Annotated in this window: 22 protein-coding genes; 12 read left to right on the top strand and 10 right to left on the bottom strand. The window is 69.2% G+C overall.

The window, feature by feature from the left end; all coding sequences use genetic code 11:
- Nucleotides 1-203 precede the first annotated feature (203 nt).
- The 3 genes from O4G76_RS06010 (at nucleotide 204) to O4G76_RS06000 (ending at nucleotide 3,964) form a co-directional block, all read left to right on the top strand.
- Nucleotides 204-1,337, top strand: a complete 1,134-nt coding sequence (locus O4G76_RS06010; RefSeq protein WP_269396467.1) for a polysaccharide biosynthesis/export family protein — start codon at nucleotides 204-206, stop codon at nucleotides 1,335-1,337.
- 2 nt (nucleotides 1,338-1,339) lie between these two features.
- Nucleotides 1,340-3,340: a capsular polysaccharide biosynthesis protein gene (locus O4G76_RS06005; RefSeq protein WP_373568010.1), complete on the top strand. Its 2,001-nt coding sequence runs from the start codon at nucleotides 1,340-1,342 to the stop codon at nucleotides 3,338-3,340.
- A gap of 141 nt (nucleotides 3,341-3,481) precedes the next feature.
- Complete coding sequence (locus O4G76_RS06000) at nucleotides 3,482-3,964, top strand: hypothetical protein (protein WP_269396466.1); 483 nt, start codon at nucleotides 3,482-3,484, stop codon at nucleotides 3,962-3,964.
- Between the two features lie 53 nt (nucleotides 3,965-4,017).
- On the opposite strand, the gene ribD is transcribed toward O4G76_RS06000, so the two are convergent.
- The 8 genes from ribD to O4G76_RS05960 all read right to left on the bottom strand — a co-directional run bounded on the left by ribD (nucleotide 4,018) and on the right by O4G76_RS05960 (nucleotide 12,865).
- A complete protein-coding gene (ribD, locus tag O4G76_RS05995) occupies nucleotides 4,018-5,085 on the bottom strand; it encodes a bifunctional diaminohydroxyphosphoribosylaminopyrimidine deaminase/5-amino-6-(5-phosphoribosylamino)uracil reductase RibD (protein WP_306467219.1) in 1,068 nt (355 codons plus the stop codon).
- Between the two features lie 23 nt (nucleotides 5,086-5,108).
- The gene (gene nrdR / locus O4G76_RS05990) at nucleotides 5,109-5,573 is read right to left on the bottom strand and encodes a transcriptional regulator NrdR (protein ID WP_085894473.1); all 465 of its coding nucleotides are present in this window, start codon (nucleotides 5,571-5,573) and stop codon (nucleotides 5,109-5,111) included.
- Nucleotides 5,574-5,687: 114 nt separating this feature from the next.
- A complete protein-coding gene (locus O4G76_RS05985; RefSeq protein WP_269396464.1) occupies nucleotides 5,688-6,104 on the bottom strand; it encodes a secondary thiamine-phosphate synthase enzyme YjbQ in 417 nt (138 codons plus the stop codon).
- Nucleotides 6,105-6,107: 3 nt separating this feature from the next.
- Complete coding sequence (locus tag O4G76_RS05980) at nucleotides 6,108-6,365, bottom strand: hypothetical protein (RefSeq protein ID WP_269396463.1); 258 nt, start codon at nucleotides 6,363-6,365, stop codon at nucleotides 6,108-6,110.
- 118 nt (nucleotides 6,366-6,483) lie between these two features.
- Nucleotides 6,484-8,031 (bottom strand): DNA recombination protein RmuC, encoded by a 1,548-nt coding sequence (gene rmuC, locus O4G76_RS05975; RefSeq protein ID WP_269396462.1) that lies wholly within the window; start codon nucleotides 8,029-8,031, stop codon nucleotides 6,484-6,486.
- A 125-nt stretch (nucleotides 8,032-8,156) separates the two neighbouring features.
- Nucleotides 8,157-10,148 carry an RNA polymerase sigma factor RpoD gene (gene rpoD, locus O4G76_RS05970; RefSeq protein WP_269396461.1) on the bottom strand — a complete coding sequence of 664 codons (1,992 nt, stop codon included), beginning with the start codon at nucleotides 10,146-10,148 and terminating at the stop codon, nucleotides 8,157-8,159.
- Nucleotides 10,149-10,306: 158 nt separating this feature from the next.
- Nucleotides 10,307-12,274 carry a DNA primase gene (gene dnaG, locus O4G76_RS05965; RefSeq protein WP_269396460.1) on the bottom strand — a complete coding sequence of 656 codons (1,968 nt, stop codon included), beginning with the start codon at nucleotides 12,272-12,274 and terminating at the stop codon, nucleotides 10,307-10,309.
- A gap of 135 nt (nucleotides 12,275-12,409) precedes the next feature.
- A complete protein-coding gene (locus O4G76_RS05960; protein ID WP_269396459.1) occupies nucleotides 12,410-12,865 on the bottom strand; it encodes a nucleoside deaminase in 456 nt (151 codons plus the stop codon).
- A 64-nt stretch (nucleotides 12,866-12,929) separates the two neighbouring features.
- Between O4G76_RS05960 and O4G76_RS05955 the strand changes: the two genes are divergently transcribed.
- The 9 genes from O4G76_RS05955 to dtd all read left to right on the top strand — a co-directional run bounded on the left by O4G76_RS05955 (nucleotide 12,930) and on the right by dtd (nucleotide 21,076).
- Nucleotides 12,930-13,997: a pseudouridine synthase gene (locus tag O4G76_RS05955; RefSeq protein WP_269396458.1), complete on the top strand. Its 1,068-nt coding sequence runs from the start codon at nucleotides 12,930-12,932 to the stop codon at nucleotides 13,995-13,997.
- Between the two features lie 67 nt (nucleotides 13,998-14,064).
- Nucleotides 14,065-14,277, top strand: coding sequence for a hypothetical protein (locus O4G76_RS05950; RefSeq protein WP_269396457.1), 213 nt, complete (start codon nucleotides 14,065-14,067; stop codon nucleotides 14,275-14,277).
- Nucleotides 14,277-15,173 carry a 5-bromo-4-chloroindolyl phosphate hydrolysis family protein gene (locus O4G76_RS05945; RefSeq protein WP_269396456.1) on the top strand — a complete coding sequence of 299 codons (897 nt, stop codon included), beginning with the start codon at nucleotides 14,277-14,279 and terminating at the stop codon, nucleotides 15,171-15,173. The genes O4G76_RS05950 and O4G76_RS05945 overlap by 1 nt, the downstream gene beginning before the upstream one ends.
- Complete coding sequence (locus O4G76_RS05940; RefSeq protein WP_269396455.1) at nucleotides 15,173-16,345, top strand: toxic anion resistance protein; 1,173 nt, start codon at nucleotides 15,173-15,175, stop codon at nucleotides 16,343-16,345. The genes O4G76_RS05945 and O4G76_RS05940 overlap by 1 nt, the downstream gene beginning before the upstream one ends.
- 44 nt (nucleotides 16,346-16,389) lie before the next feature.
- A complete protein-coding gene (locus O4G76_RS05935) occupies nucleotides 16,390-17,355 on the top strand; it encodes a DUF2927 domain-containing protein (protein WP_269396454.1) in 966 nt (321 codons plus the stop codon).
- A 21-nt stretch (nucleotides 17,356-17,376) separates the two neighbouring features.
- Nucleotides 17,377-18,498, top strand: a complete 1,122-nt coding sequence (locus O4G76_RS05930) for an SPFH domain-containing protein (protein ID WP_269396453.1) — start codon at nucleotides 17,377-17,379, stop codon at nucleotides 18,496-18,498.
- 109 nt (nucleotides 18,499-18,607) lie between these two features.
- Nucleotides 18,608-19,645, top strand: coding sequence for a primosomal protein N' (replication factor Y) - superfamily II helicase (locus O4G76_RS05925; protein ID WP_269396601.1), 1,038 nt, complete (start codon nucleotides 18,608-18,610; stop codon nucleotides 19,643-19,645).
- 76 nt (nucleotides 19,646-19,721) lie between these two features.
- Nucleotides 19,722-20,636 (top strand): carbohydrate kinase, encoded by a 915-nt coding sequence (locus tag O4G76_RS05920; protein WP_269396452.1) that lies wholly within the window; start codon nucleotides 19,722-19,724, stop codon nucleotides 20,634-20,636.
- Nucleotides 20,633-21,076, top strand: coding sequence for a D-aminoacyl-tRNA deacylase (gene dtd, locus O4G76_RS05915; RefSeq protein ID WP_269396451.1), 444 nt, complete (start codon nucleotides 20,633-20,635; stop codon nucleotides 21,074-21,076). The genes O4G76_RS05920 and dtd overlap by 4 nt, the downstream gene beginning before the upstream one ends.
- Before the next feature lie 6 nt (nucleotides 21,077-21,082).
- Here dtd and O4G76_RS05910 read toward each other — a convergent pair whose 3' ends face one another.
- Together O4G76_RS05910 and O4G76_RS05905 are read right to left on the bottom strand one after the other, a co-directional pair.
- Complete coding sequence (locus O4G76_RS05910) at nucleotides 21,083-21,595, bottom strand: CAP domain-containing protein (protein WP_269396450.1); 513 nt, start codon at nucleotides 21,593-21,595, stop codon at nucleotides 21,083-21,085.
- Nucleotides 21,596-21,684: 89 nt separating this feature from the next.
- Nucleotides 21,685-22,482: a metal ABC transporter permease gene (locus O4G76_RS05905; protein ID WP_269396600.1), complete on the bottom strand. Its 798-nt coding sequence runs from the start codon at nucleotides 22,480-22,482 to the stop codon at nucleotides 21,685-21,687.

Raw genomic sequence — 22,482 nt, 5'->3', positions numbered from 1 at the left:
TCGCAGGCCACACCGCCCCCGGATGCTCCCGGCTGCTGATGCGCAACAACTGGTCATGGCCCGTGTCGCGCGCTAGCCTTGCCCGCAACGGGCAGATTCTGCCCAACAATTACAATGGCAGGCCCGGGCCACAACGGGTCGCAGGCAGACCGGTCCCGGCGAGGGGCCGCAGGCAGACAGGAACAGGTCGAGGAGACCGCGCAGTGACACCCCTTACCCACCGCCTCGCACGCGGCGCGGCCCTTGCGGCCGCGCTCGCCCTCGTCGCCGGCTGCGGGCTCACCCCGCGCTCCGGCCCCAACAAGCGCGAGATCTTCGCGGGCTCGGTGCTGCGCGAGGGCGACGCCTTCGTGGTCGCGGTGGACGACCGGGTGAACCGGATCGCCGGCGTCACCCCGGCGCTGGGCTTTGCCGCCGCCTTCGAAAGTGCCGGGCTGCTGGGCTCCGACACGATCCAACCCGGCGACGTGCTCGGGCTGACGATCTGGGAAAACGTCGATGACGGGCTTCTGGTGCCGACGGGCCAGAACGCCACCGTCCTCGAAGAGGTGCAGGTCGACGGCTCGGGCTTCATCTTCGTGCCCTATGCCGGCAGGATCCGCGCGGCGGGCAACACGCCCGAGGCGATCCGCCGGATCATCAGCGAAAAGCTCGAGGCGCAGACGCCCGATCCGCAGGTGCAGGTGCGCCGCCTCGCCGGTGACGGCTCGACCGTCTCGGTGGTGGGCGATGTCGGCGCGCAGGGCGTCTACCCGATCGAACGCCCGACCCGCACGCTCTCGGCGATGCTGGCCTCGGCGGGCGGCGTCACGGTGCGTCCCGAAGTGGCGCAGGTCACGGTGACGCGCGGCTCCACGACCGGCGAGGTCTGGTTCCAGGACCTTTACGAGCACCCGCGCGCCGACATCGCGCTGCGCGCCGGCGACCGGATCCTCGTCGAAGCCGACACCCGCGATTTCACGGCGCTGGGCGCCACCGGCACGCAGGATCTCGTGCCCTTCGAGAGCCGCAACATCTCGGCGATCGAGGCGATTGCCCGGGTCGGCGGCCTCAACCCGACGCTGGCCGATCCCACCGGCGTCTTCGTGTTCCGCAACGAGCCGGCGGTGATCGCCAGCCAGATCACCGGCATTCCCGATCTCGTCGGCACGCAGCGCGTGGTCTACGTGCTCGACCTGACCAAGCCCAACGGCATGTTCATGGCCCGCGACTTCGCGATCCGCGACGACGACACGGTCTATGTCACCGAGGCGCCGATCGTCGAGTTCGGCCGGGTGATCGGCGGGCTGACCGGCACGCTGACCTCGTCCCGCGAAGCCGTCAGCGCCGTGAACTGACCTTGAGCGGCGCGCCGGGACCGCGCCCGCTCTTCGTCTGCAATGGCGGGCTGCTGCGGCGGCCGATGCGCCGGCGCCTGCGCGCCGCCGGCTACGCGCCGCGGCCAGGCCTGCCGAATGCCGGGGACCTCGTCGGCGTCTGGGGCCAGAGCCCGACCGCATGGCGCGGCGAAGCCCTGGCCCAACGGCGCGGTGCGCAGCTCGTACGGATCGAGGACGCCTTCTTGCGTTCGGTCCGACCGGGCCGCGCCGGGGGCCCGCCGCTGGGGCTGCTGATCGATCACGGCGGCACGCATTTCGATCCGGCCACGGTCTCTGACCTCGAAAGCCTGCTCGCCACCCACCCGCTCGACGACACGGCGCTGCTCGACCGGGCCCGCGACGGCATCGCCCGGCTGCGCGAGGCCGAACTGTCGAAATACACGGGCTTCGACCCCGAAGCCCCGGTGCCCGCACCGGGATACGTGCTGGTGATCGATCAGACAGCGGGGGATGCCGCGGTGCGCGCCAGCCGCGGCGACCGCAACCGGTTTCTCGAGATGCTGTTCGAGGCGCGCGAGGCGCATCCCGGTGCCCGGATCGTCATCAAGACCCATCCCGAGACCCAGCAGGACTTCCGGGCCGGGCATTTCCGGCCAGACGATCTCGGCCCCGGCATGTCGTTCTGCGATGCACCGGTCTCGCCATGGCGGCTGCTCGACGGTGCGATCGCGGTGCATGTCTTTTCCTCGCAGATGGGCTTCGAGGCGATCCTCGCCGGGCATCGCCCGGTGGTGCATGGTCAGCCCTTCTATGCTGGTTGGGCGCTCAGCGAGGATCGCGACCCGGTCTGGCGCCGGCAGAGGCGGCTGACCCGCGCCCAGCTCTTTGCCGCCGCGATGATCCTCTATCCGCATTGGCACGACCCGCTCCGCGACCGGGCCTGCAGCTTCGAGGAGGCGCTGGACGCCATCGAGGCCGACACCCGCGCCTGGCGCGAAGACCGGGCCGGATGGGTGGCTGCGGGCATGCGGTTGTGGAAGCGGCGGCACCTGCAGGCGGGCTTCGGCACCGTCCGGCCGGTGATCTTCGCCGATCCCCCATCCCGTGCGACCCGGCAGGCCGAGCACAGCGACCGCCGGCTGATGGTCTGGGGCGACCGCGAGGCGCCGGAAGGCGCGATGCGCGTCGAGGACGGCTTGCTACGCTCGAAAGGCCTTGGCGCGGCGCTGGTGCCACCGGCGAGCCTCGCGCTCGATGATCTCGGCCTGCATTACGACCCGAGGCGGGAAAGCCGGCTGGAGAGGCTGATCGCCGCCTCTCCAACCCTGCCGGATCATGCGCGGCGCCGCGCGTCGCGGCTGGTGGAGCGTCTGATCGCTGCCGGTCTGTCGAAATACAACCTCGCCGGAGTGGCGCTGCCCGAGCTGCCGCCCGGCCACCGCATCCTGGTGCCGGGGCAGGTCGAGGACGACGCGGCGATTCGTCTCGGCGCGGCGCGGGTCCGAACCAATCGCGCCCTGCTCGAAGCCGTCCGAGCCGCGCATCCCGACGCCGTGATCCTCTACAAGCCGCATCCAGACGTCGAGGCCGGATTGCGGCCCGGCGCCGTACCGGATGCGGAGCGACTTGCCGATGTGGTGCTGGCGGGCACCGACATTCTTGCCGCGCTCACCGTGGCGGACGAGGTCTGGACGATCACCTCGGGCACCGGCTTCGAGGCGCTGCTGCGTGGCGTGAAGGTGACCTGCCTCGGCACGCCGTTCTACGCGGGCTGGGGGCTGACCCGCGACCTCGGCCCGCCCTGTCCCCGCCGCGTGGCGCGGCCCGACATCACGGCGCTCGCCCATGCGGCGCTGATCGGCTGGCCGCGCTACTTCGATCCGTTGAGCGGCCGGCCCTGCCCGCCGGAGCTCGCGCTGGAACGGCTGGCCGCTGGCCTTGCTCCGCGCCGTCCCGGGCTGCGGGCTCTCGCGAAGCTGCAAGGTCTCTTTGCCACGGCCGCGCCGCTCTGGCGCCGCTGAGCCGTTCGGCGGGATGCCACCGAACGGCCCCGGCTCCATGGAACATGCGATGCGGCGCGCCGTTGCCCCCGCGAAGCGCCGGCCACACCGCCGGCCCGGCCCCGTAATGGGCCGCCGAACGACAGACGGAAAGGACATCGCATGACCTTCACGACCAAGAGCCTTACCGCCATCGCCCTTGCGGGCGGCCTCGCCGCGACCGGCGTGCAGGCGCAGGAGGCGACCTTCGGAATGGTCGACGTCGACGGGGATGGCTATCTCAGCAAAACGGAGCTCACCGACGCCTTCGGCGAGGTTGGGCTGACGCTGCTGCGCTACGACCTCGATGGCGACGGCCAGCTGACGCCGCAGGAGATCGAGGCCCGCAACGAGGCCCGTGTCGGCTCGGAAGATACCGACGAGGTGCCATCCGATGTCGACGATATCCTCGAACGGGGCCGGGTCGGTAATGATCGCGACAATGACGACGACGAGGACGTGATCGAAGAAGACGAGTTCGGCGAGACCGAGCAGCCCATGGGCGATGTCGAGGAAGACGAGGGCGACGGCTCGAATGACGAGTTCGGCAATCTCGAAGAGAACGAAATCGACGATGACGAAGCGGATGAGTCCGACGGCAACTGATCGTCATTCGAACCCATGCGTCGCAGCCGCCCTTCAGGGCGGCTGTTGTCGTATCAGCCGCCGCTCGCCCGCCAGACGCTCATCACGTCGCCGCCCACGCGGTCCAGGCCTGCGAGCCGCAGCCGCGGCGCCTCGGCCAGAGCGCCGATCCCCATGGCAGAAAGGGCCGGCGTGCCTTCGGCTCCGATCGCGCAGCCGGCGGTGAACAGCACCAACTCGTCCACCAGCCCTGCCCCGAGAAGAGATGCGGCGAGGCCGGCACCGCCTTCGCAGAACACCCGCGTCAGCCCCGCAGCCCCCAGCGCCTGCAGCACGGCGGCGGGATCGAGCTGCCTCGCCGAGATGGGGCAGCTCAGGCTTTCGGCCCCCAGCGCTCTCCACGGCGCCGCATCGGCCTCGGGGCCGTGGCAGAGCCAGAGCGGCACCTCGCGCGCGCTGCGCGCCAGCGCCCCGTCCATGGGCAGATCCAGCCGCCGCGACAGCACCACCCGCACCGGCTGCCGATCGATACCGAGACCGCGCACGTTGAGCATCGGATCGTCGGTCCGAGCGGTGCCGCCACCGACCATCACCGCGTCGTGCCGCGCGCGCATCATGTGGACCCGGGCCCGGGCCTCGGGCCCGGTGATCCAGCGGCTTTCGCCGGCACCGGTGGCGATGCGCCCGTCGAGGCTAGAGGCGAGCTTCAGCGTCACGAAGGGGCGGCCGCGCTCGACCCGGCTCAGGAACCCGGCCAGATCACGGCGCGCCTCGTCCTCCATCAACCCGGTCTCGACCGCGATCCCCGCCGCCCGCAGCCGTTCGATGCCGCGCCCCGCGACGCGCGGATCAGGGTCCTGCGCGGCGACGACCACCCGCGCCAGCCCGGCGGCGACCAGCGCATCGGCGCAGGGCGGCGTTTGGCCGTGATGGGCGCAGGGCTCCAGCGTGACATAGGCCGTGGCCCCACGCGCCGCCGCGCCGGCCTGCGCCAGCGCCTGCGTTTCGGCATGGGGCCGACCACCATCCGCGGTGCGGCCGCGCCCGAGGATGCGGCCGTCGCGGACGATCACGCAGCCGACATTGGGGTTGGGCCAGACCCGGCCCAGCCCGCGCCGTCCCAACGACAGCGCCAGCGCCATGAAGCGACGGTCGAGTGCGCGGCTCACTTCTCTGCCGGGTTGGGGCGAAGCTCGGACATGAACTTGTCGAAATCGCCCACGGCCTGGAAGTTCATGTAGACGCTGGCAAAACGCACATAGGCCACGGTGTCGATCCGCGCGAGCGACTCCATGACGATCTCACCGATCTTGGAAGACGGAATGTCGGTGTCGCCGAGGCTTTCGAGCCGTCGCACGATGCCCGAGATCATCTGGTCCATGCGCTCGGGCTCCACCGGGCGCTTTTGAAGCGCGATGCGGATCGAGCGCTCGAGCTTGTCGCGGTCGAACTCCTCGCGGCGGCCATTCGACTTGATCACCACGAGGTCGCGCAGCTGCACCCGCTCATAGGTGGTAAAGCGACCACCGCAGGAGGGACAGAACCGCCGACGGCGGATCGCGGCGTGATCCTCGGCCGGGCGGGAATCCTTGACCTGCGTGTCGACATTTCCGCAAAACGGGCAGCGCATCCGGGATCCTCATCGTCTCTTGGGGGCCTGTGCCCGTGGTCCACAGCCAGTATAGGGGGGCGCCCAAGGATTGGGTAGGGGTCGCGGCGGACCCACCATATGACGCGAGCCGCTTCAGCGCAGCAGTGCCACGACCTCGCGATGATGCGGGCGTGAGCGATGCTCGAACAGGTAGATCCCCTGCCAAGTCCCGAGCGCCATGCGCCCGCCGATCACCGGGATCTGCAAACTCGTGGGCAGGAGCGCCGCCTTGATATGGCCCGGCATGTCGTCAGGCCCCTCATAGGTATGGGTGAGATAACCCATCGACGGATCGTCCGAAGGCGGCACGAGACGATGAAAGAAGGCGGCCAGATCCGTCCGTACCTCTGGATCGGCATTCTCCTGAATCAGTAGTGAACACGAGGTGTGCCGCACGAAAAGCGTCAGGAGCGCCTCGTCTGGCGCCTCCTGCGCGATCCATTCGGCCACCTGCCGGGTGAACTCGGTCAGCCCGGGACCTCGGGTCTCGATGACGAAGCTCGTGTTCAAGGCTCAGCCGGTGACGACGCAGCGCACCGAGGGGCTGCCTGCGGCACCGCCTTCGGCGCCGACGAAGACCTGCTCGAGCGTCGCCCGGCAATCCGCGAGCTCGGCGGCGGTGACGGGGATTTCGATCGGGCCGTCGAGGTCATAGCGCGCGGCTGGCTCGGTCACGTCGGCAAAGCCCGCGGCCGAGGACAGGATCGGGGCGACGCCCATCAGCGGCATGGTGATGACGGCGGCAAAGGCGATGGCGATCAGCTTGTTCATGGCGGTGTCTCCCGTCTCGATCCTGCCTGACCAACACCGGAACATGGAGAAGGTTTCGAACTAGTTCACATGACCTTGGAGGCCAGTGTCCGAGCGGCAACACTCGCTCTTCGAGAGGCTACTCGGCGGGCTCCTGCACGCCGATGGCGCGTGGCGCCGGATCATCCTCATCGGCCTCATCGAATGCGACACCGAGGCTCTTCTGGGTGCGCGCGCCCATGGATTTCAGCATTTCGATCTGTCGCAGAACGTTGCCATTGCCGGTCGAAAGCTGCCCCATCGCATCGCCATGCGCCTTGCTGGCCTGTTCGAGGGCACGGCCCACCTGCTGCATGTTGCCGACGAAGTTCGCCACCTTGTCGTAGAGCTTGCCCGCCCGGTCGGCGATCGCCTCGGCATTGCTCTCGCGCCTCTCTACGGTCCAGATGTGATCGACGGTGCGCAGCGTCACCATCAGCGTCGAGGGGGTCATCACCCCCACCCCCTTGGACACTGCATAGGCGGTCAGGTCACCGCTCTCGGCCAGGGCCGCCGAGAGCGCCCCCTCGATCGGCATGAACATCAGCACGTAGTCGACCGACCCCTCCTCCATCGCGTGATAGCCCTTGGCGGCGAGCTGATCGATGTGGCGGCGCACGGAGGCCACGTGTTCACGCAGGTGCCGGGCCCGCTCCTCCTCGGTCTCGGCGTTGACGGCGGCCTCGTAGGCCACGAGGCTCACCTTGCTGTCGATCACGAGGCTCTTGCCACGCGGCATCTTCACCACCACGTCGGGACGCCAGCGCGCGCCCTGCTCGTCGGTGCGGCTTTCCTGCACGAGGTAATGGGTGTCGCGCTCCAGCCCCGAGCTTTCGAGGATGCGTTCGAGGATCATCTCGCCCCAGGCGCCCTGCTTTTGCTTGTCGCCCTTGAGCGCGCGGGTCAGGGCCGCGGCCTCGGAACGGATCGTCTCGGACTGGGTGGTCAGCATCTCGATCTGCTTGCCGAGCCGCGCGCGTTCCTCATCGGCCTTGCCATGGACCTGCCGCAGCTCGGACTCGAAGCGCGAGACGTGGTCGCGGAACGGGGTCAGCAGTTCGGTGAGCGTCCGGGTGTTGGCCTTGGAGAAATCTTCCCCGGTCTGGCGCAGGGTTTTCGTCGCCAGCTCCTCGAAGCGGCGCGACATCTCCTCGCGCAGTTCCTTGAGTTCCTTGATGCGCGTCTCTGCGGCCTCGATCTCGCCAGCGCGCCGGGCCTGCAGCGTCGCATGGTCGGACTGCAGCTGCGCGTGGCGCTCCTGCAGCTCGCGCATCTCGGCGGTGAGACCCGAGAGCTGCCCTTTCAGGTCGTCGCGCGCCTGCTCCAGCCCCCGCTTGGCTTCCTCCAGCGCCGCCTTGGCGGCGCGGGTCTCGCCATGCGCGGCCTCGGTCTCGAACTGGGCGCGCCGCGCTGCCCTCAGCTCGTCCTTGAGCGCTGCCAGCTCGCGCTCGCGCTCCTCGAGCCGGGTGCGCTGCCCCTCGGCCTGACCACGGATCTCGTCGGCGTCGCGCCGCCCCGCCTCCATCTCTCCGCGCAGCCCCGCAAGCGTGGACCGCGCGCCTCTCAGGGCGGTGATGGTCGCCGCAAGGGCAATCAGCAGAATAAGGGTAGTGGCCAAGGCAACGAGGCTGAGGGGATCGGAGGGCATGAAGGCATCCTTGCTGGAACTGCGGCGATGTTCACGGTTCGACCCCGATCCGTCAACCCGGCGTTGCAGGTACGAAAAACGGCGGCGGGATGTCCCGCCGCCGTTCTGGTCCCAACCGAACGAACTTATTGATCGAGGAAGCTGCGCAGCTTGCGCGACCGGCTCGGATGCTTGAGCTTCCGGAGCGCCTTTGCCTCGATCTGGCGAATACGTTCGCGGGTGACGCTGAACTGCTGGCCGACCTCTTCGAGCGTGTGATCGGTGTTCATGCCGATGCCGAAGCGCATCCGCAGAACCCGCTCCTCGCGCGGGGTGAGCGAGGCCAGAACCCGCGTCGTGGTTTCCTTCAGGTTCTCCTGAATGGCGGAATCCAGCGGCAGGATCGCGTTCTTGTCCTCGATGAAATCGCCGAGCTGGCTGTCTTCCTCGTCGCCGATCGGCGTCTCGAGCGAGATCGGTTCCTTGGCGATCTTCATCACCTTGCGAACCTTCTCGAGCGGCATCTGCAGCTTCTCGGCCAGCTCCTCCGGCGTCGGCTCGCGGCCGATCTCGTGCAGCATCTGGCGGCCGGTGCGGACCAGCTTGTTGATCGTCTCGATCATGTGCACCGGGATCCGGATGGTGCGCGCCTGATCGGCGATCGAGCGGGTGATCGCCTGACGGATCCACCAGGTCGCGTAGGTCGAGAACTTGTAGCCGCGGCGATACTCGAACTTGTCGACCGCCTTCATCAGGCCGATGTTGCCTTCCTGAATCAAGTCGAGGAACTGCAGGCCCCGGTTCGTGTATTTCTTGGCGATCGAGATCACGAGACGCAGGTTGGCCTCGACCATCTCCTTCTTGGCCTGCCGGGCCTCCTTCTCGCCCTTCTGGACCTGCTGGACGATGCGGCGGAACTCGCCGATGTCGACGCCGACATACTGGCCGACCTGCGCCATCTCGGCGCGCAGTTCCTCGATCTTGCCGGCCGAGCGCTCGAACAGCGCCTGCCAGCCGCGGCCTGGCTTCTCGGCCATGCGGTCCATCCAGGACGGGTCGAGCTCGGCGCCGCGATACTCGTCGATGAACTCGCGGCGGTTGATGCGGGCCTGGTCCGCCAGCTTCACCATGCTCGAGTCAATCGACATGATCCGGCGGTTGATGCCGTAAAGCTGGTCGATCAGCGCTTCGATCCGGTTGTTGTGCAGATGCAGCGAGTTCACCAGCACGACCAACTCGGAGCGCAGCGTCTGGTACTCGGCCTCGTTGGCCTTGGAGAAGCTCGCATCCTCGTTCAGCGTCGCGGACATCCGCGCGTCCTGCATCGCAGAGAGGCGGTCGAAATTCTCGGCGATGGTATCGAGCGTCTCGAGCACGCGCGGCTTCAGCGCGGCCTCCATCGCGGCGAGCGACATGTTGTGCTGCTCGTCGTCCTCGTCATCGTCGTCATTGTTGCGGATCGGATTGCCGTCTGCGTCGTATTCGGCCTTGTCGCCGCCGCGCTCGGCCTTCTCGCCGCCGGTCGCGGTGGCGGCCTCGACCACGGGCTCGTCGCCCTCTTCCTCGCCCATCTGGCCCGAGAAGGTGGTCTCGAGATCGATCACGTCGCGCAGCAGGATGTCCTCGGACAGAAGCTCGTCGCGCCAGATCGTGATCGCCTGAAAGGTCAGCGGGCTTTCGCAAAGCCCCGCGATCATGGTGTTGCGACCGGCCTCGATGCGCTTGGCGATGGCGATCTCGCCCTCGCGCGACAGCAGTTCGACCGAGCCCATCTCGCGCAGATACATGCGGACCGGATCGTCGGTGCGGTCGAGCTTCTCGGCCTCGGCCCCGGCCAGCGCCACGTCGCGATTGCCGCCCACCGTGGCGATCTCGCGCGAGCCGCCATCCTCGGACTCTTCGCTTTCCTCGGCCTCGGTCACCTGGATGCCCATCTCCGAGAGCATCGACATGACGTCCTCGATCTGGTCCGAGGAAACCTGATCCGGCGGCAGCACCTGATTGAGCTGGTCGTAGGTGATGTAGCCGCGCTCGCGCGCCTCGGAGATCATCTTCTTGACCGCCGCCTGGCTCATGTCGAGCGTCATCGCCCCGTCCTGGTCATCGTCCTTGCGGTCGTCGGTGTCTTTCGCGGCCATGAAGGGCTCCTCGTTCGGTGAACGTCCTGTCCAGCGCCGGGCAGTGATTCGGACTGTCCGAATCAACCCTCAAGGGTCGCGATTCGCAACCACCCTGCGCCCGATTCTTTGATGTATGCGCAACCTCCGTCGCCGAATCGGATGCGACGGGCTGCGATTCAGCTGCCCTTGGGCCCCGCCTTGCCGAAGGCGATGGTCCCCAGAAGCGCGTCGAATTCGGACCGCTCGTCGCGCCGCATCGGGGCGCCGTTGGTGCCGTACTCGTATTCGGTCGTATCCTCCCCATCGCCCCGTCCGGCGCGGTCGAGCGCCTCGGCGGCGCGCGACAATCGCCAGGTCAGCCCTTCGTCGCTGAGCCCGGACAGATCCTCGACCGCCTCCGCGAGCTCCCTCGCATGGCCGCGCCTCGCATCGAGCTTGGCCAGTTCCTCGGCCAGGCACATGCGCGCGAGTTCGGGGTCGCCAGGCTTCCGGACCGCCGGGCTGATCGCCACATGGCGTTGTGCGAACAGGGTTTCAAGAGCCTCCGCGCCGAGCCGCGCCTCAAGCGCGCCTCGCAGATCGGTCTCGTGGTGGCAGGCGAGTATGCAATGCACCAGCGCCGCGTGGTCGGGATCGCGGCAGTCCATCCGCTCCAGCGCCGGTTCGAACTCGTGCAGCACCTGCGGCGTCGCGATCAGCGTCGCGAGGATCACCGCTTCGCGCAGGTGGTCCTCGACCGCGCCGCCGGTCGCGAGCATCGAGGCGCGCGCCGAGGGGCTGGGCGCCAGCGGCAGCTGGCCCGGCTTGAAGAAGCTGCCCTTGCCGCCGCGGTCGATCCGGGTCGGACCGTTCTGGCGGCGCGGGTTGAACAGCTCCCATTTCAGCCGCTTCAGTTCCTGCTCGTAATGGCCGCGCAGGTCGGGATCGCGGATCAACGCCACCGCGTCGCGCAGCCGCTTGTCGAGAGCGGCGCGCCGTTCGGGGCTGTCGAAATCATGCCCCTCGGTCTCGCGTCGCCACAGCAGCTGCACCATCGGCTGCGCGTTCGACACGATCTCGCGCATCGCGCCCGCGCCCTTGGCGCGGATCAGGTCGTCGGGGTCGAGCCCCTCCGGCATCAGCGCGAATCGCAGGCCGTGCCCCGCGCCGATCAGCGGCAGCGCCAGATCGATGACCCGCCGTGCCGCGCGCAAACCGGCCGCGTCGCCGTCAAGCGCGATCACCGGCTCGGGATGGACGCGCCACATCAGCTGCAGCTGGCTTTCGGTGACGGCGGTGCCCAGCGGCGCCACCGCCGCCGTCAACCCGGCCTCGGACAGGGCGATCACGTCCATGTAGCCCTCGGCCACCACGAGCGGCGCGCCCTTGCCGGCGGCCTCGCGCGCGGGCGCAAGGTTGTAGAGATTGCGGCCCTTGTCGAAGAGCTCGGTCTCGGGCGAATTGAGGTATTTCGCGCGCGCATTCGGGTCCATCGCCCGCCCGCCCAGCGCGATGGCGCGGCCGCGCCCGTCGCGGATCGGAAAGATGATGCGGCCCCGGAACCGGTCGTAGAGCGCGCCACCGCCTTCGGGTTTCGCCGCAAGACCGGCCGCGACGATCATCTCCTCGGCGATGCCCTTGCCCTTGAGCGCCCGGGTCAGCGCGGCACGGTCATCGGGGGCGAAGCCCAGCTCCCAACGCGCCTGCGCCTCCGGGTCAAGGCCGCGCCCGGCGAGGTAGTCGCGCGCCGCGCTCGCGGCGTTGGTCTTGAGCTGCATGCGGAACCACTGCACCGCCTGCTCCATCACCTCGACAAGCTCGGAGCGGCGATCCGCCTTCTTCTGCGCCTGCGGGTCGCGCTCGGGCATCGGCATGCCCGCCTCGGCGGCGAGGATCTTCACCGCGTCGATGAAGTCGACATTCTCGGTCTCGCGCACGAAGGAGATCGCGTCGCCCTTCGCGTGGCAGCCGAAGCAGTAGTAGAAGCCCTTGCGGTCATCGACGTGGAAGCTCGCCGATTTTTCCTGATGGAACGGGCATGGCGCCCAGAAGTCGCCCTTGCCCTGGTTCGACTTCTTCATGTCCCACGCGACCTTGCGCCCGACCACCTGGCCGAGGCTGAGACGCGTGCGCAATTCGTCGAGGAAACCGGGAGGCAGACTCATGGCCACAATATCGGGCCGGGCCGCCGCCAAGTCCAGAACCCGCCCCACCCGTGACCGATCAATTCTTCCGCCCCGCCCCTCAGGTTCATCTCTCCGCAAATGCGCACGGCGCGACATCGCCACCGCGTATTCGGCTCATCCCTTGCGAAGCCCCGCGAAGAACCGGGTCAGCAACGCCTCGGCCTCGGCCTCCGCGATGCCATCGAAGATTTCGGGCCGGTGGTGGCATTGCGGATGCGCGAACACCCGCGCCCCTTGCGCGACCCCGCCCGACTTGGGATCCGCCGCGCCGTAATGCAGTCGCGCGAGGCGGGCGAAGGAGATGGCCGCGGCGCACATCGGGCACGGCTCGAGCGTTACCCAGAGGGCGCAGCCCGTGAGCCGCTCGGAGCCCAGCGCCGCGCAGGCGGCGCGGATCGCCAGCATTTCGGCATGGGCCGTGGGGTCGCACAGCTCGCGGGTCCGGTTGCCGGCGCGTGCGATCACCGCGCCCGAGGCATCCGTCACCACGGCCCCCACGGGCACCTCGCCGCGCGTGGCGGCGGCGCGCGCCTCGACCAGCGCCAGATCCATGTGCGAGTGAAACCTCATGCGCCCTGATGCCCCGGCGCGCGCGGCGCTGGCAAGGGACCGCGCAAGCGGGTATGGCGGGAAGATGGACAAGAACGACACCCCCGAGGGCGACCGGATCGCCAAGGTTCTCTCCCGCGCAGGCGTCGCCTCGCGGCGCGAGGCGGAGCGCATGATCGAGGACGGCCGCGTCAAGGTGAACGGCGAGCGGATCTTCAGCCCGGCGCTGAACGTCACCGCGAAGGACCGCATCACCGTCGACGGCGCGCCTCTGGCCGCGCCCGAACCGGCGCGGCTCTGGCTCTATCACAAGCCCGCCGGGCTGGTGACCAGCGCCTCGGACGAGAAGGGCCGCAGGACCGTCTTCGACGACCTGCCCGAAGACATGCCGCGCGTGATGAGCGTGGGCCGGCTCGACCTCAATTCCGAAGGTCTGTTGCTGCTCACCAATGACGGCGAGCTGAAGCGGCAACTGGAGCTGCCCTCGACCGGCTGGCTGCGCCGCTACCGGGTGCGGATCAACGGTTCGGTCAGCGAGGAAAAGCTCGACCGGCTGCGCAAGGGCATCTCGGTCGAGGGCGTGGACTACCAGCCGATGCAGGTGACCTTTGACCGCCAGCAGGGCGCCAACGCCTGGCTGACGATCGGGCTGCGCGAGGGCAAGAACCGCGAGATCCGTCGCGCCATGGCGGCGCTGGACGTGACGGTGAACCGGCTGATCCGGATCAGCTACGGCCCGTTCCAGATCGGCAATCTCGAGCCCGGCGAGGTCGAGGAAATCCGTCCCAAGGTACTGCGCGAACAACTCGGCGAAAGCGATGGCCCCAAGGTGCAGCGCCGCCGCCCCGATGGCAGCAACGGCGCCAAGCCCGGCCTGCGCGGCGGCGGCGGCCCCAAGGGGCCCGGCGGCGCGCGCAAGCAGGCGAGCGAGGCCAAGCGGTCCGGCTCGGCCAAGGGGACCACGCCCGACGCGGCCAAGCGGCCCGGCGGCACCGGCCGCGTGTTCGGGGCGAAAACCCCGGGCGGCGGCGACCGGCCCGGCCCCGGCAGCCAGCGGCCCAGCCCGAAGGGCGATCGGTCCGGGCCGAAAACCGACCGTCCGACGCGCGGGGGACCGGGAGGCAACAGGGGCGCCAAGTCTCCCAAACGCTGAGCGCCCCTCGAAAAGCCGCGCGGCACCCCCTATTATCAAAAGTGCCTAGCCAAGGGACCGCCCGGCCATGACGCGATTGATTCTGTTGCTCCTTGTCGCCTCCGCGCTGGTCTTTGCCGGGGCGCAATTCCTCGCGGCGCTGCGCGGCATGTCGCAGCGCCGCGCGGCGTTGCCAGCCACACAGGAGGACGCCATGCCCGCGCCGTTCCGTACCATCGCCTATCTCGTGCTGCTGGCCCTGATGGCCGGCACCGCCACCGGCCTTTTGGGGGCCGGCTGATGGCGCGGCGCTTCGGCGGGCGCTACAGCCCCGGACAGCAGGGCAGCCCCGCCGCCCCCGATCCGCGCGATGCCGCGCGCGTCGATCCGGCGGGCGCACGGGTGAACCTGCTCTTCGTGCCCCCGGCCCTTCTGGCGCTGTTTTCGCTTGGCGCCGGGCCGGCCGGGCTGGTCGCGGGGCTTCTCGGCGCGGGCGTGCTCACCGCGGCCGCGTTCCTGCTGCGCGACGGGTTGCGCGCCGAGGCGGAGTGGCGCGCCCGTCCGGTTGCCCGCCGCCCCGCCTGGCCGCGCAAGATGATGGCCTCCGCGCTGACCGGCGTCGGCGTGGCGCTGGCGGCCTGGTCCGGCGATGGCGGGGTGATCGGCGCGGCGCTTTACGGCATCGCCGCCGCGGGGCTGCATGTCGCGGCCTTCGGCATCGACCCCCTGTCCGACAAGCGCATCGAGGGCGTCGACGATCACCAGCAGGACCGCGTGGCGAAGGTGGTGGACGAGGCCGAGAGCTACCTCGCGCAGATGCGCGAGGCGATCGCAGGACTGCGCGACCGCCGTCTCGACGAGCGCGTCGCCGCCTTTCAGGCCAGGGCGCGGGAGATGATCCGCACCGTGGAGCGCGATCCGCGCGACCTGACGCAGGCACGGCGCTATCTTGGCGTCTATCTGATGGGCGCGCGCGATGCTTCGGTGAAATTTGCGGAACTTTGGTCCCGCAACCGCGACAGCGCCGCCCGGGCCGAGTATGAATCGCTCCTGACGGATCTCGATCGCAACTTCGCGGCCCGGACCGAGACGATGCTGCTCTCGGACCGGACCGACATGGATATCGAGATCCGGGTATTGCGGGACCGGCTGGCGCGCGAAGGCGTTGTGGCGAAGTCTGAAGAGGGGAACGAGTGATGTCCGACAAGACCCGCGACGCGGCGGCAGCCCGCCTGGCCGAGATCGAAACGCTGAACCAGAGCCGCCTGCCCGAACCGAGCGGCGAGCTGACGCTGGAAGCGGCGGCGCCGGAACAGAGCGCCGAAATCCGCCGCCGGATGACCGAGATCGATCTGGGCGACACCAATTCCATCGTGCGCTTCGGCTCCGGCGCGCAGGCCGAACTGCAGCAGATCAGCCAGTCGATGCTGGCCGGGGTGCAGAACAAGGATGTGGGTCCGGCGGGCGACAGCCTGCGCGACATCGTCGCCACGATCCGTGGTTTCGACGTGGGCGAGCTCGACCCGAACCGCAAGCGCTCGCTCTGGGACAAGCTGATGGGCCGCGCCAAGCCGCTGGCCAAGTTCACCGAGCGCTACCGCGAGGTGCAGGGCCAGATCGACCGGATCACCGACGAGTTGCTGCGCCACGAGCACGCGCTGATGAAGGACATCGAGAGCCTCGACGTGCTCTACGACAAGACGCTGGCCTTCTACGACGAGCTGGCGCTTTACATCGCCGCCGGCGAGGCACGATTGAAGGAGATCGACGCCAAGGAGATCCCGGCGCAGCAGGCCCGGATGGAAGCCGCCTCCGAAGAGGCGCAGGTGATGGCGGCGCAGGAACTGCGCGACATGCGCGCCGCGCGCGACGATCTGGAGCGCCGTGTGCATGATCTGAAGCTCACCCGGCAGGTAACGATGCAGTCGCTGCCCTCGATCCGGCTGGTGCAGGAGAACGACAAGTCGCTCGTCACCAAGATCAACTCGACCCTCGTCAACACCGTGCCGCTATGGGAGACGCAGCTCGCGCAGGCGGTGACGATCCAGCGCGGCGCGTCGGCGGCTGGCGCGGTGCGCGAGGCCAACGACCTGACCAACGACCTGTTGCGCTCGAACGCCGAGAACCTGCGATCGGCCAACAAGGCGATCCGCACCGAGATGGAGCGCGGCGTGTTCGACATCGAGGCGGTGAAGGCGGCCAATGCCGACCTGATCGCCACAATCGACGAGAGCCTGAACATCGCCGATGAGGGCAAGCGCCGCCGCGCCGAGGCCGAGGCCGAGCTGCGACGGATGGAAAGCGAGCTGAAATCGGCTCTGGGTGCCGCGCGGGGCCGGGCCGCGACGGGCGCGGGCGCGCGCGGGTAGGACGAGGAATGGTCGTGCGGTCGGTCAGGCTGGTCTACGGGGTCATGGCCCTTGCATTCGTGGCGAGTTGTGCGCCCGAGGTCGAACTCGTGCCGGTGACGCCGCCGCGCAACCAGCCGGTGGCCAAGCTGCCTGCCGTCAGCGCGCCCACCGTCGCCGCGCCGCCGCCTGCGCGTCCGGCCAACACCCCCGACCCGGTCCGCTCGACCACCAGCCAGGCGCTGAGCCAGCACTATGCCAAGCTGCAGGCCGATCTGGTCACCCAAGGGTTGCTCCGCGGCGATGGCGGCGGACCCGATACGCCCTTCACCGACACGATGCTGGCGCGCAACTTCATCCGCATCGCGCTGTTCGACGAATACGTGGCCGACGGCCCTGACCTTCGCGCCGAGGCGACGATGAGCCGTTTGCGGCGCTGGGAAAGCCCGATCCGCATGGATGTGCAGTTCGGCGACACCGTCCCGGCCAAGCAGCGGGTGCGCGACCGCAACGCCGTCGCGGCCTATGCCGCGCGCCTGTCTCGGCTCACCGGCGTGCCGATCTCGCAGACCGCGGGCGAGGGCAATTTCTCGGTGCTGATCCTGAACGAGGACGACCGCCGGGGCTACGAGGAGCGGCTGCGCCGGATGGTGCCCGGGATCGCGGAAAGCTCGGTGCGGGCATTCCTCAACCCGCCGCGCTCGACGCTGTGCCTCGTCATCGCCTTCTCCGGCGATGGCGGCAACACCTACAGCCGCGCCGTGGCGCTGATCCGGGGCGAGCACCCGGACATGCTGCGCCTTGCCTGCATCCACGAGGAGCTCGCGCAGGGCATGGGGCTTGCCAATGACAGCCCGCAGGCGCGACCTTCGATCTTCAACGACGACGAGGAGTTCGGCCTGCTGACACGGCATGACGAGCTGCTTCTGAAGATGCTCTACGACCGGCGGCTCAAGCCTGGCATGAGCGCCGTCGAGGCCGCGCCAATCGCGCGCGAGATCGCGGCGGAACTGCTGGGCGGCAACGCCTGAGCGCAACACGGGAGACGACCCATGGGCATTCTCGATTTTCTCGCCGGCCAGTTCATCGACGTCATCCACTGGACCGATGACAGCCGCGACACGATGGTCTGGCGTTTCGAGCGCGAGGGCCACGAGATCAAGTACGGCGCCAAGCTGACGGTGCGCGAGGGGCAGGCCGCGGTCTTCGTGCATGAGGGCCAGCTCGCCGACGTGTTCAAACCCGGTCTCTACATGCTCGAGACCAACAACATGCCGATCATGACCTCGCTGCAGCACTGGGACCACGGGTTCCGGTCGCCGTTCAAATCCGAGGTCTATTTCGTCAACACCACCCGCATCACCAACCAGAAATGGGGCACCAAGAACCCGGTGATGTGCCGCGATCCGGAGTTCGGGCCGGTGCGGCTGCGCGCCTTCGGCTCCTACGCGATGCGGGTCAAGGACCCGGCCCTGTTCCTGCGCGAGATCGTCGGCACGGATGGCGAGTTCACCACCTCGGAGATCTCCTACCAGATCCGCAACATCGTGGTGCAGGAGGCGAGCCGCGTGCTCGCGGGTTCGGGCATCCCGGTGCTCGACATGGCGGCCAATACCGGCGATCTCGGAAAGGTCGTCCGTGACGCCATCGCCCCGGTGATCGCCCAGTACGGGCTCGAGATTCCCGAATTCTACGTCGAGAACATCTCGCTGCCAGAAGCGGTGGAGCGCGCGCTCGACAAGCGGACCTCGATGGGCATCGTCGGCGATCTCGGCCGGTTCGGCCAGTATTCCGCGGCCGAGGCGATGACCACCGCCGCCGCCAACCCGTCGGGCACCATGGGCGCGGGCATGGGCTTTGGCATGGGCATGGTCGCGGGTCAGGGCCCGTGGGGGCCGATGCCCGGAGCGCAGGCGCCGCAGCAGCAACCCCAGGCCGCGCCGCCGCCTCCCCCGCCGCCGCCGGCCGAGCATGTGTGGCACCTCGCCAGGGACGGGCAGACCTCGGGTCCCTTCTCCAAGGCACGGCTCGGACGGATGGTGACCGAGGGCGGCTTCACCCGCGACACCTTCGTCTGGACCGCCGGCCAGGATGGCTGGAAGCGCGCCGAGGATGTCGACGAGCTGGCGCAGCTCTTCACCGTGATGCCCCCGCCTCCGCCGCCCGCCCCATGAACCGACCCGTGAGCCGCCCCGCGTGAGTGATCTTCCGAACCTATCCCGCTCCGCGCCCGGCGGCGTGATCGAGGAGCACCGCTTTCCCTGCCCGGTCTGCGGCAGCGACATGCATTTCGCCCCCGGCACCACCGAGCTGGCCTGCACCCATTGCGGCCACCGCGAGGCGATCGCGCCGCTGCGCGATCCGGACGCCACACGCGAGATCGACTTCGAAAGCGCCCGGCGCGGCGACGTGCCGGTGTCGGAAATCGAGGAGACGCGCACCGCCTCCTGTCCCAATTGCGGCGCACAGGTGGAATTCGCGCCCGGCACTCATGCCACCCGCTGTCCCTACTGCGACACCGCCGTGGTCGCAGATACCGGCACCCACCGCCACATCAAGCCGCGCGCGCTCCTGCCCTTCGAGATCGACGAGGCGCGCGCCCACGAGGCGCTGACGGCTTGGCTTGGCAGCCTGTGGTTCGCGCCGAACGGGCTGAAGGCATACGCGCGCAAGGGGCGGCGGATGAACGGCATCTACGTGCCGTTCTGGACCTTCGACGCGCAGACCCGGAGCGAGTATCGCGGCCAGCGCGGCGACACCTACTACGTCACCCGCACCGTGATGCGCGACGGCAAGCCCACGCAGGTGAGCGAGCCGCGCATCCGCTGGAGACGCGTGCGCGGCCGGGTTGCGCGGTTCTTCGACGACATCCTCGTGCTCGGCTCGAAATCGCTGCCCAAGGCGCATACCGACGCGCTCGGACCATGGGATTTGCCGGCGCTCACCCCCTACCGGCCGGAATTCGTGGCGGGCTTCATGGCCGAGGGTTATCAGGTCGAGCTCGACGCCGCCTATGAGGAGGCGCGCCAGATCATGGATGAGGTGATCCGCTCGGACGTGCGACGCGACATCGGCGGCGACCAGCAGCGGATCGAGGCGCTGGAGACGCGCATCTCGGACGTGACCTTCAAGCACGTGCTGCTGCCGGTCTGGACCGCCGCCTACCGCTACCGCGGCCAGAGCCACGCCTTCGTGGTCAACGCCAGGTCCGGCAAGGTTCAGGGCGCGCGGCCTTATTCCAAGTGGAAGATCGCGCTGGCGGTGCTCGCGGCGCTGGTCCTGGCGGCGATTCTCGCCGCTTTGGGCTATCTCAACCAGTGAGCGCGCTTGCATGACCCGGCGTCGGGCGGCATTGTCCGCGCCGATCGAGAAGCCCCAAGATCCGGAAGGAAACCCGATGATCCTCGCCTGCGGCGAAGCCCTGATCGACATGCTGCCCCGCCGCACCGAGGCGGGCGAGACCGCCTTCGCCCCCTATGCGGGCGGCGCGGTCTTCAACACCGCCATCGCGCTCGGCCGCCTCGGCGCGCCCGCCGGTTTCTTCTCGGGGATCTCCTCGGACATGTTCGGCGATATCCTGCGCCAGACGCTCGAAGCCTCGAAGGTCGACAGCTTTCCCGCGCATATCTCCGACCGTCCGACCACGCTGGCCTTCGTCAAGCTGACCGACGGCCATGCCAGCTACAGCTTCTATGACGAGAACACCGCCGGGCGGATGCTGACCGAGGACGATCTGCCCGAGCCCGGCGCCGAGGCGTTGTTCTTCGGGGGCATCTCGCTGATGGTGGAGCCCTGCGCCACGGCCTACGAGGCGTTGCAGGCGCGCGAAAGCGCCACCCGCGTCACCATGCTCGATCCGAATATCCGTCCGAGCTTCATCCGCGACGAGGCCGCCTACCGCGCCCGGATCGAGCGGATGATCGCGCGCGCCGACATCGTGAAGGTCTCTGACGAGGATCTGCACTGGCTCGAAGGCGCGGGCGATACCGCCGACCTCGCGCGCCAGATGCTGGCCAAGGGCCCGAAGCTCGTCTGCATCACAGAGGGTTCGAAAGGCGCGACCGGCTATACCGCCGAGCATGTGGTCAGCGCCGCCGCGCCCAAGGTGCAGGTGGCCGACACGGTCGGCGCGGGCGACACCTTCAACGCGGGGGTGCTGGCGAGCCTGCACCGCGCCGGTCTGCTCAACAAGGCCGATGTCGCGACGCTCGACGAGGACGAGATTCGCGACGCGCTGAGCCTCGGCGCCCGCGCCGCAGCGGTCACCGTCAGCCGCCCCGGCGCCAACCCGCCCTGGGAACACGAGCTTTGAAGGCACTGGTCCAGCGCGTCTCGGAAGCCAGCGTCAGCGTCGATGGCGAGGTGATCGGCCGCTGCGGTCCGGGGCTGCTGGTACTGGTCTGCGCGATGCAGGGCGACGGCGACGCCCTGCCCGCCAAGCTGGCCAACAAGGTCGCCAAGCTCCGGATCTTTCGCGACGAGGCGGGGCGGATGAACCGCTCGCTGCTCGACATCGGTGGCGGCGCGCTGGTGGTGAGCCAGTTCACCCTGGCCGCCGACACGCGTACCGGCAACCGGCCCGGCTTTTCCACGGCCGCGCCGCCGGAGATCGGCGAACGGCTCTATGCCGCTTTCGCCGAGGAACTGGCGGCGCTCGGGGTGCCGGTCGAGACCGGGCGCTTCGGCGCCGACATGAAGGTGGCGCTGGTCAATGACGGGCCGGTGACCATCCCGCTGGAGATCACCGGCTGAGCCGTCTCAGCAGGGCTGCGCCATCACCAGCACCCAGACCGGGCCCTTCGCGCCTTGCGCGATGCCGACGCCGAACTCGCGCGCGCGGTCGAGTTCCATCACCTGCCGGTGGCCGGGCGAGCCCTGCCAGCCGGTGATGATCTGGTTCGCGCGGGGATAGCCCCAAGCCAGGTTCTCGGCGCTGACACCGGCGCAGTAACCGGTGCGTTCGAGCCGCACCCGATGGTCGGAACCGTCGCTGCCGCGATGCCCGAATTGCCCGGTGCGGGCGAGATCGCAGGCCTGAACCTGCGCAGCCTTGGACAGGTCCCGGTCATGGGTGACCCGGCCGAGTCCCTGAGAAGCGCGGAAGGTATTGAGACCGGAAGCGATCCGCGTCGCCTTGGCATTCACCTCGGCGGGAAGCGCGCAGCCGCTCGATGCGGCGCTGGCGGTGCTGGCTGAAAAACCGGTGATCTCGGGCGCAAAGCCGAGCGCGGGCAGCGCGGCCAAGGCCGCGGCCATGATGTATCGTTTCATCTGCTCTCCTCAGACACGTTTTCGCGCTAGGTCGCAGATCGATTGTGGCAAGGGCAAGGCGGGCCGGTTTTTTGCCTACCCGCCGGCGATCATCCGCGCGCAGCCCTAAACACCCTGAGCGGCAGGCTGCCGGCAAAGAGCACCACGGCGACGCAGACGATCGAGGGGCCGACCGGGGTGTCGAGCCACAGCGCGACCTGAAGTCCGCCCAGCGCAGACACCGCCGCAGCCGCGAGCGCCAAGAGAGCCATGGTCTCTGGCGTGCGCGCGGCGCCGCGCGCAGCCGCGGCCGGGATCACCAGGAGCGCGGTGATCAGCAATGCGCCCACCACCTTGATCGCTACCGCCACCACCGCAGAGAGGAGCAGGGTCAGGACCAGCGCCTCGCGCCGCGGGGCAATGCCCGAGGCATGGGCGAGGTCGGGCGAGAGCGTCGCCGTGAGCAACCGGCGCCAGCGCCAGACCAGCACACCCACCACCAGCGCCGCCCCGCCCCAGATCCAGGCGAGGTCGCCGCGCGTCACCGTGAGGACGTCGCCGAAGAGGTATAGCTCCAGATCGACGCGCACGCCCCCGGTCAGGGCCACGGCGACGAGCCCCGTCGCCAGCGCACCGTGCGACAGCACCCCCAGCACCGTGTCATGCGCGAGGCCGCGCCCTGCGAGCGCATGCACCGCCAGCGCCATCGCCAGTGCTGAACCAAGCACGCCGGGAAACACCGACAGCCCCTGCCCCAGCGCCAGCGCGACGCCAAGGATTGCCGCGTGGCTCGTGGCATCCCCGAAATAGGCCATGCGGCGCCAGACCACGAAGCAGCCGAGCGGACCCGCAGCCAATGCGGTGCCCAGCGCGGCGAGCCCCGCGCGGATCATGAAGTCGTCGAGCAT

It is taken from the genome of Limimaricola sp. G21655-S1 (assembly GCF_027213785.1).
Classification (GTDB): Bacteria; Pseudomonadota; Alphaproteobacteria; order Rhodobacterales; family Rhodobacteraceae; genus Limimaricola.
Note: the sequence above shows the minus strand (reverse complement) of the source record. Positions and strands in the feature narration are given on the sequence as shown.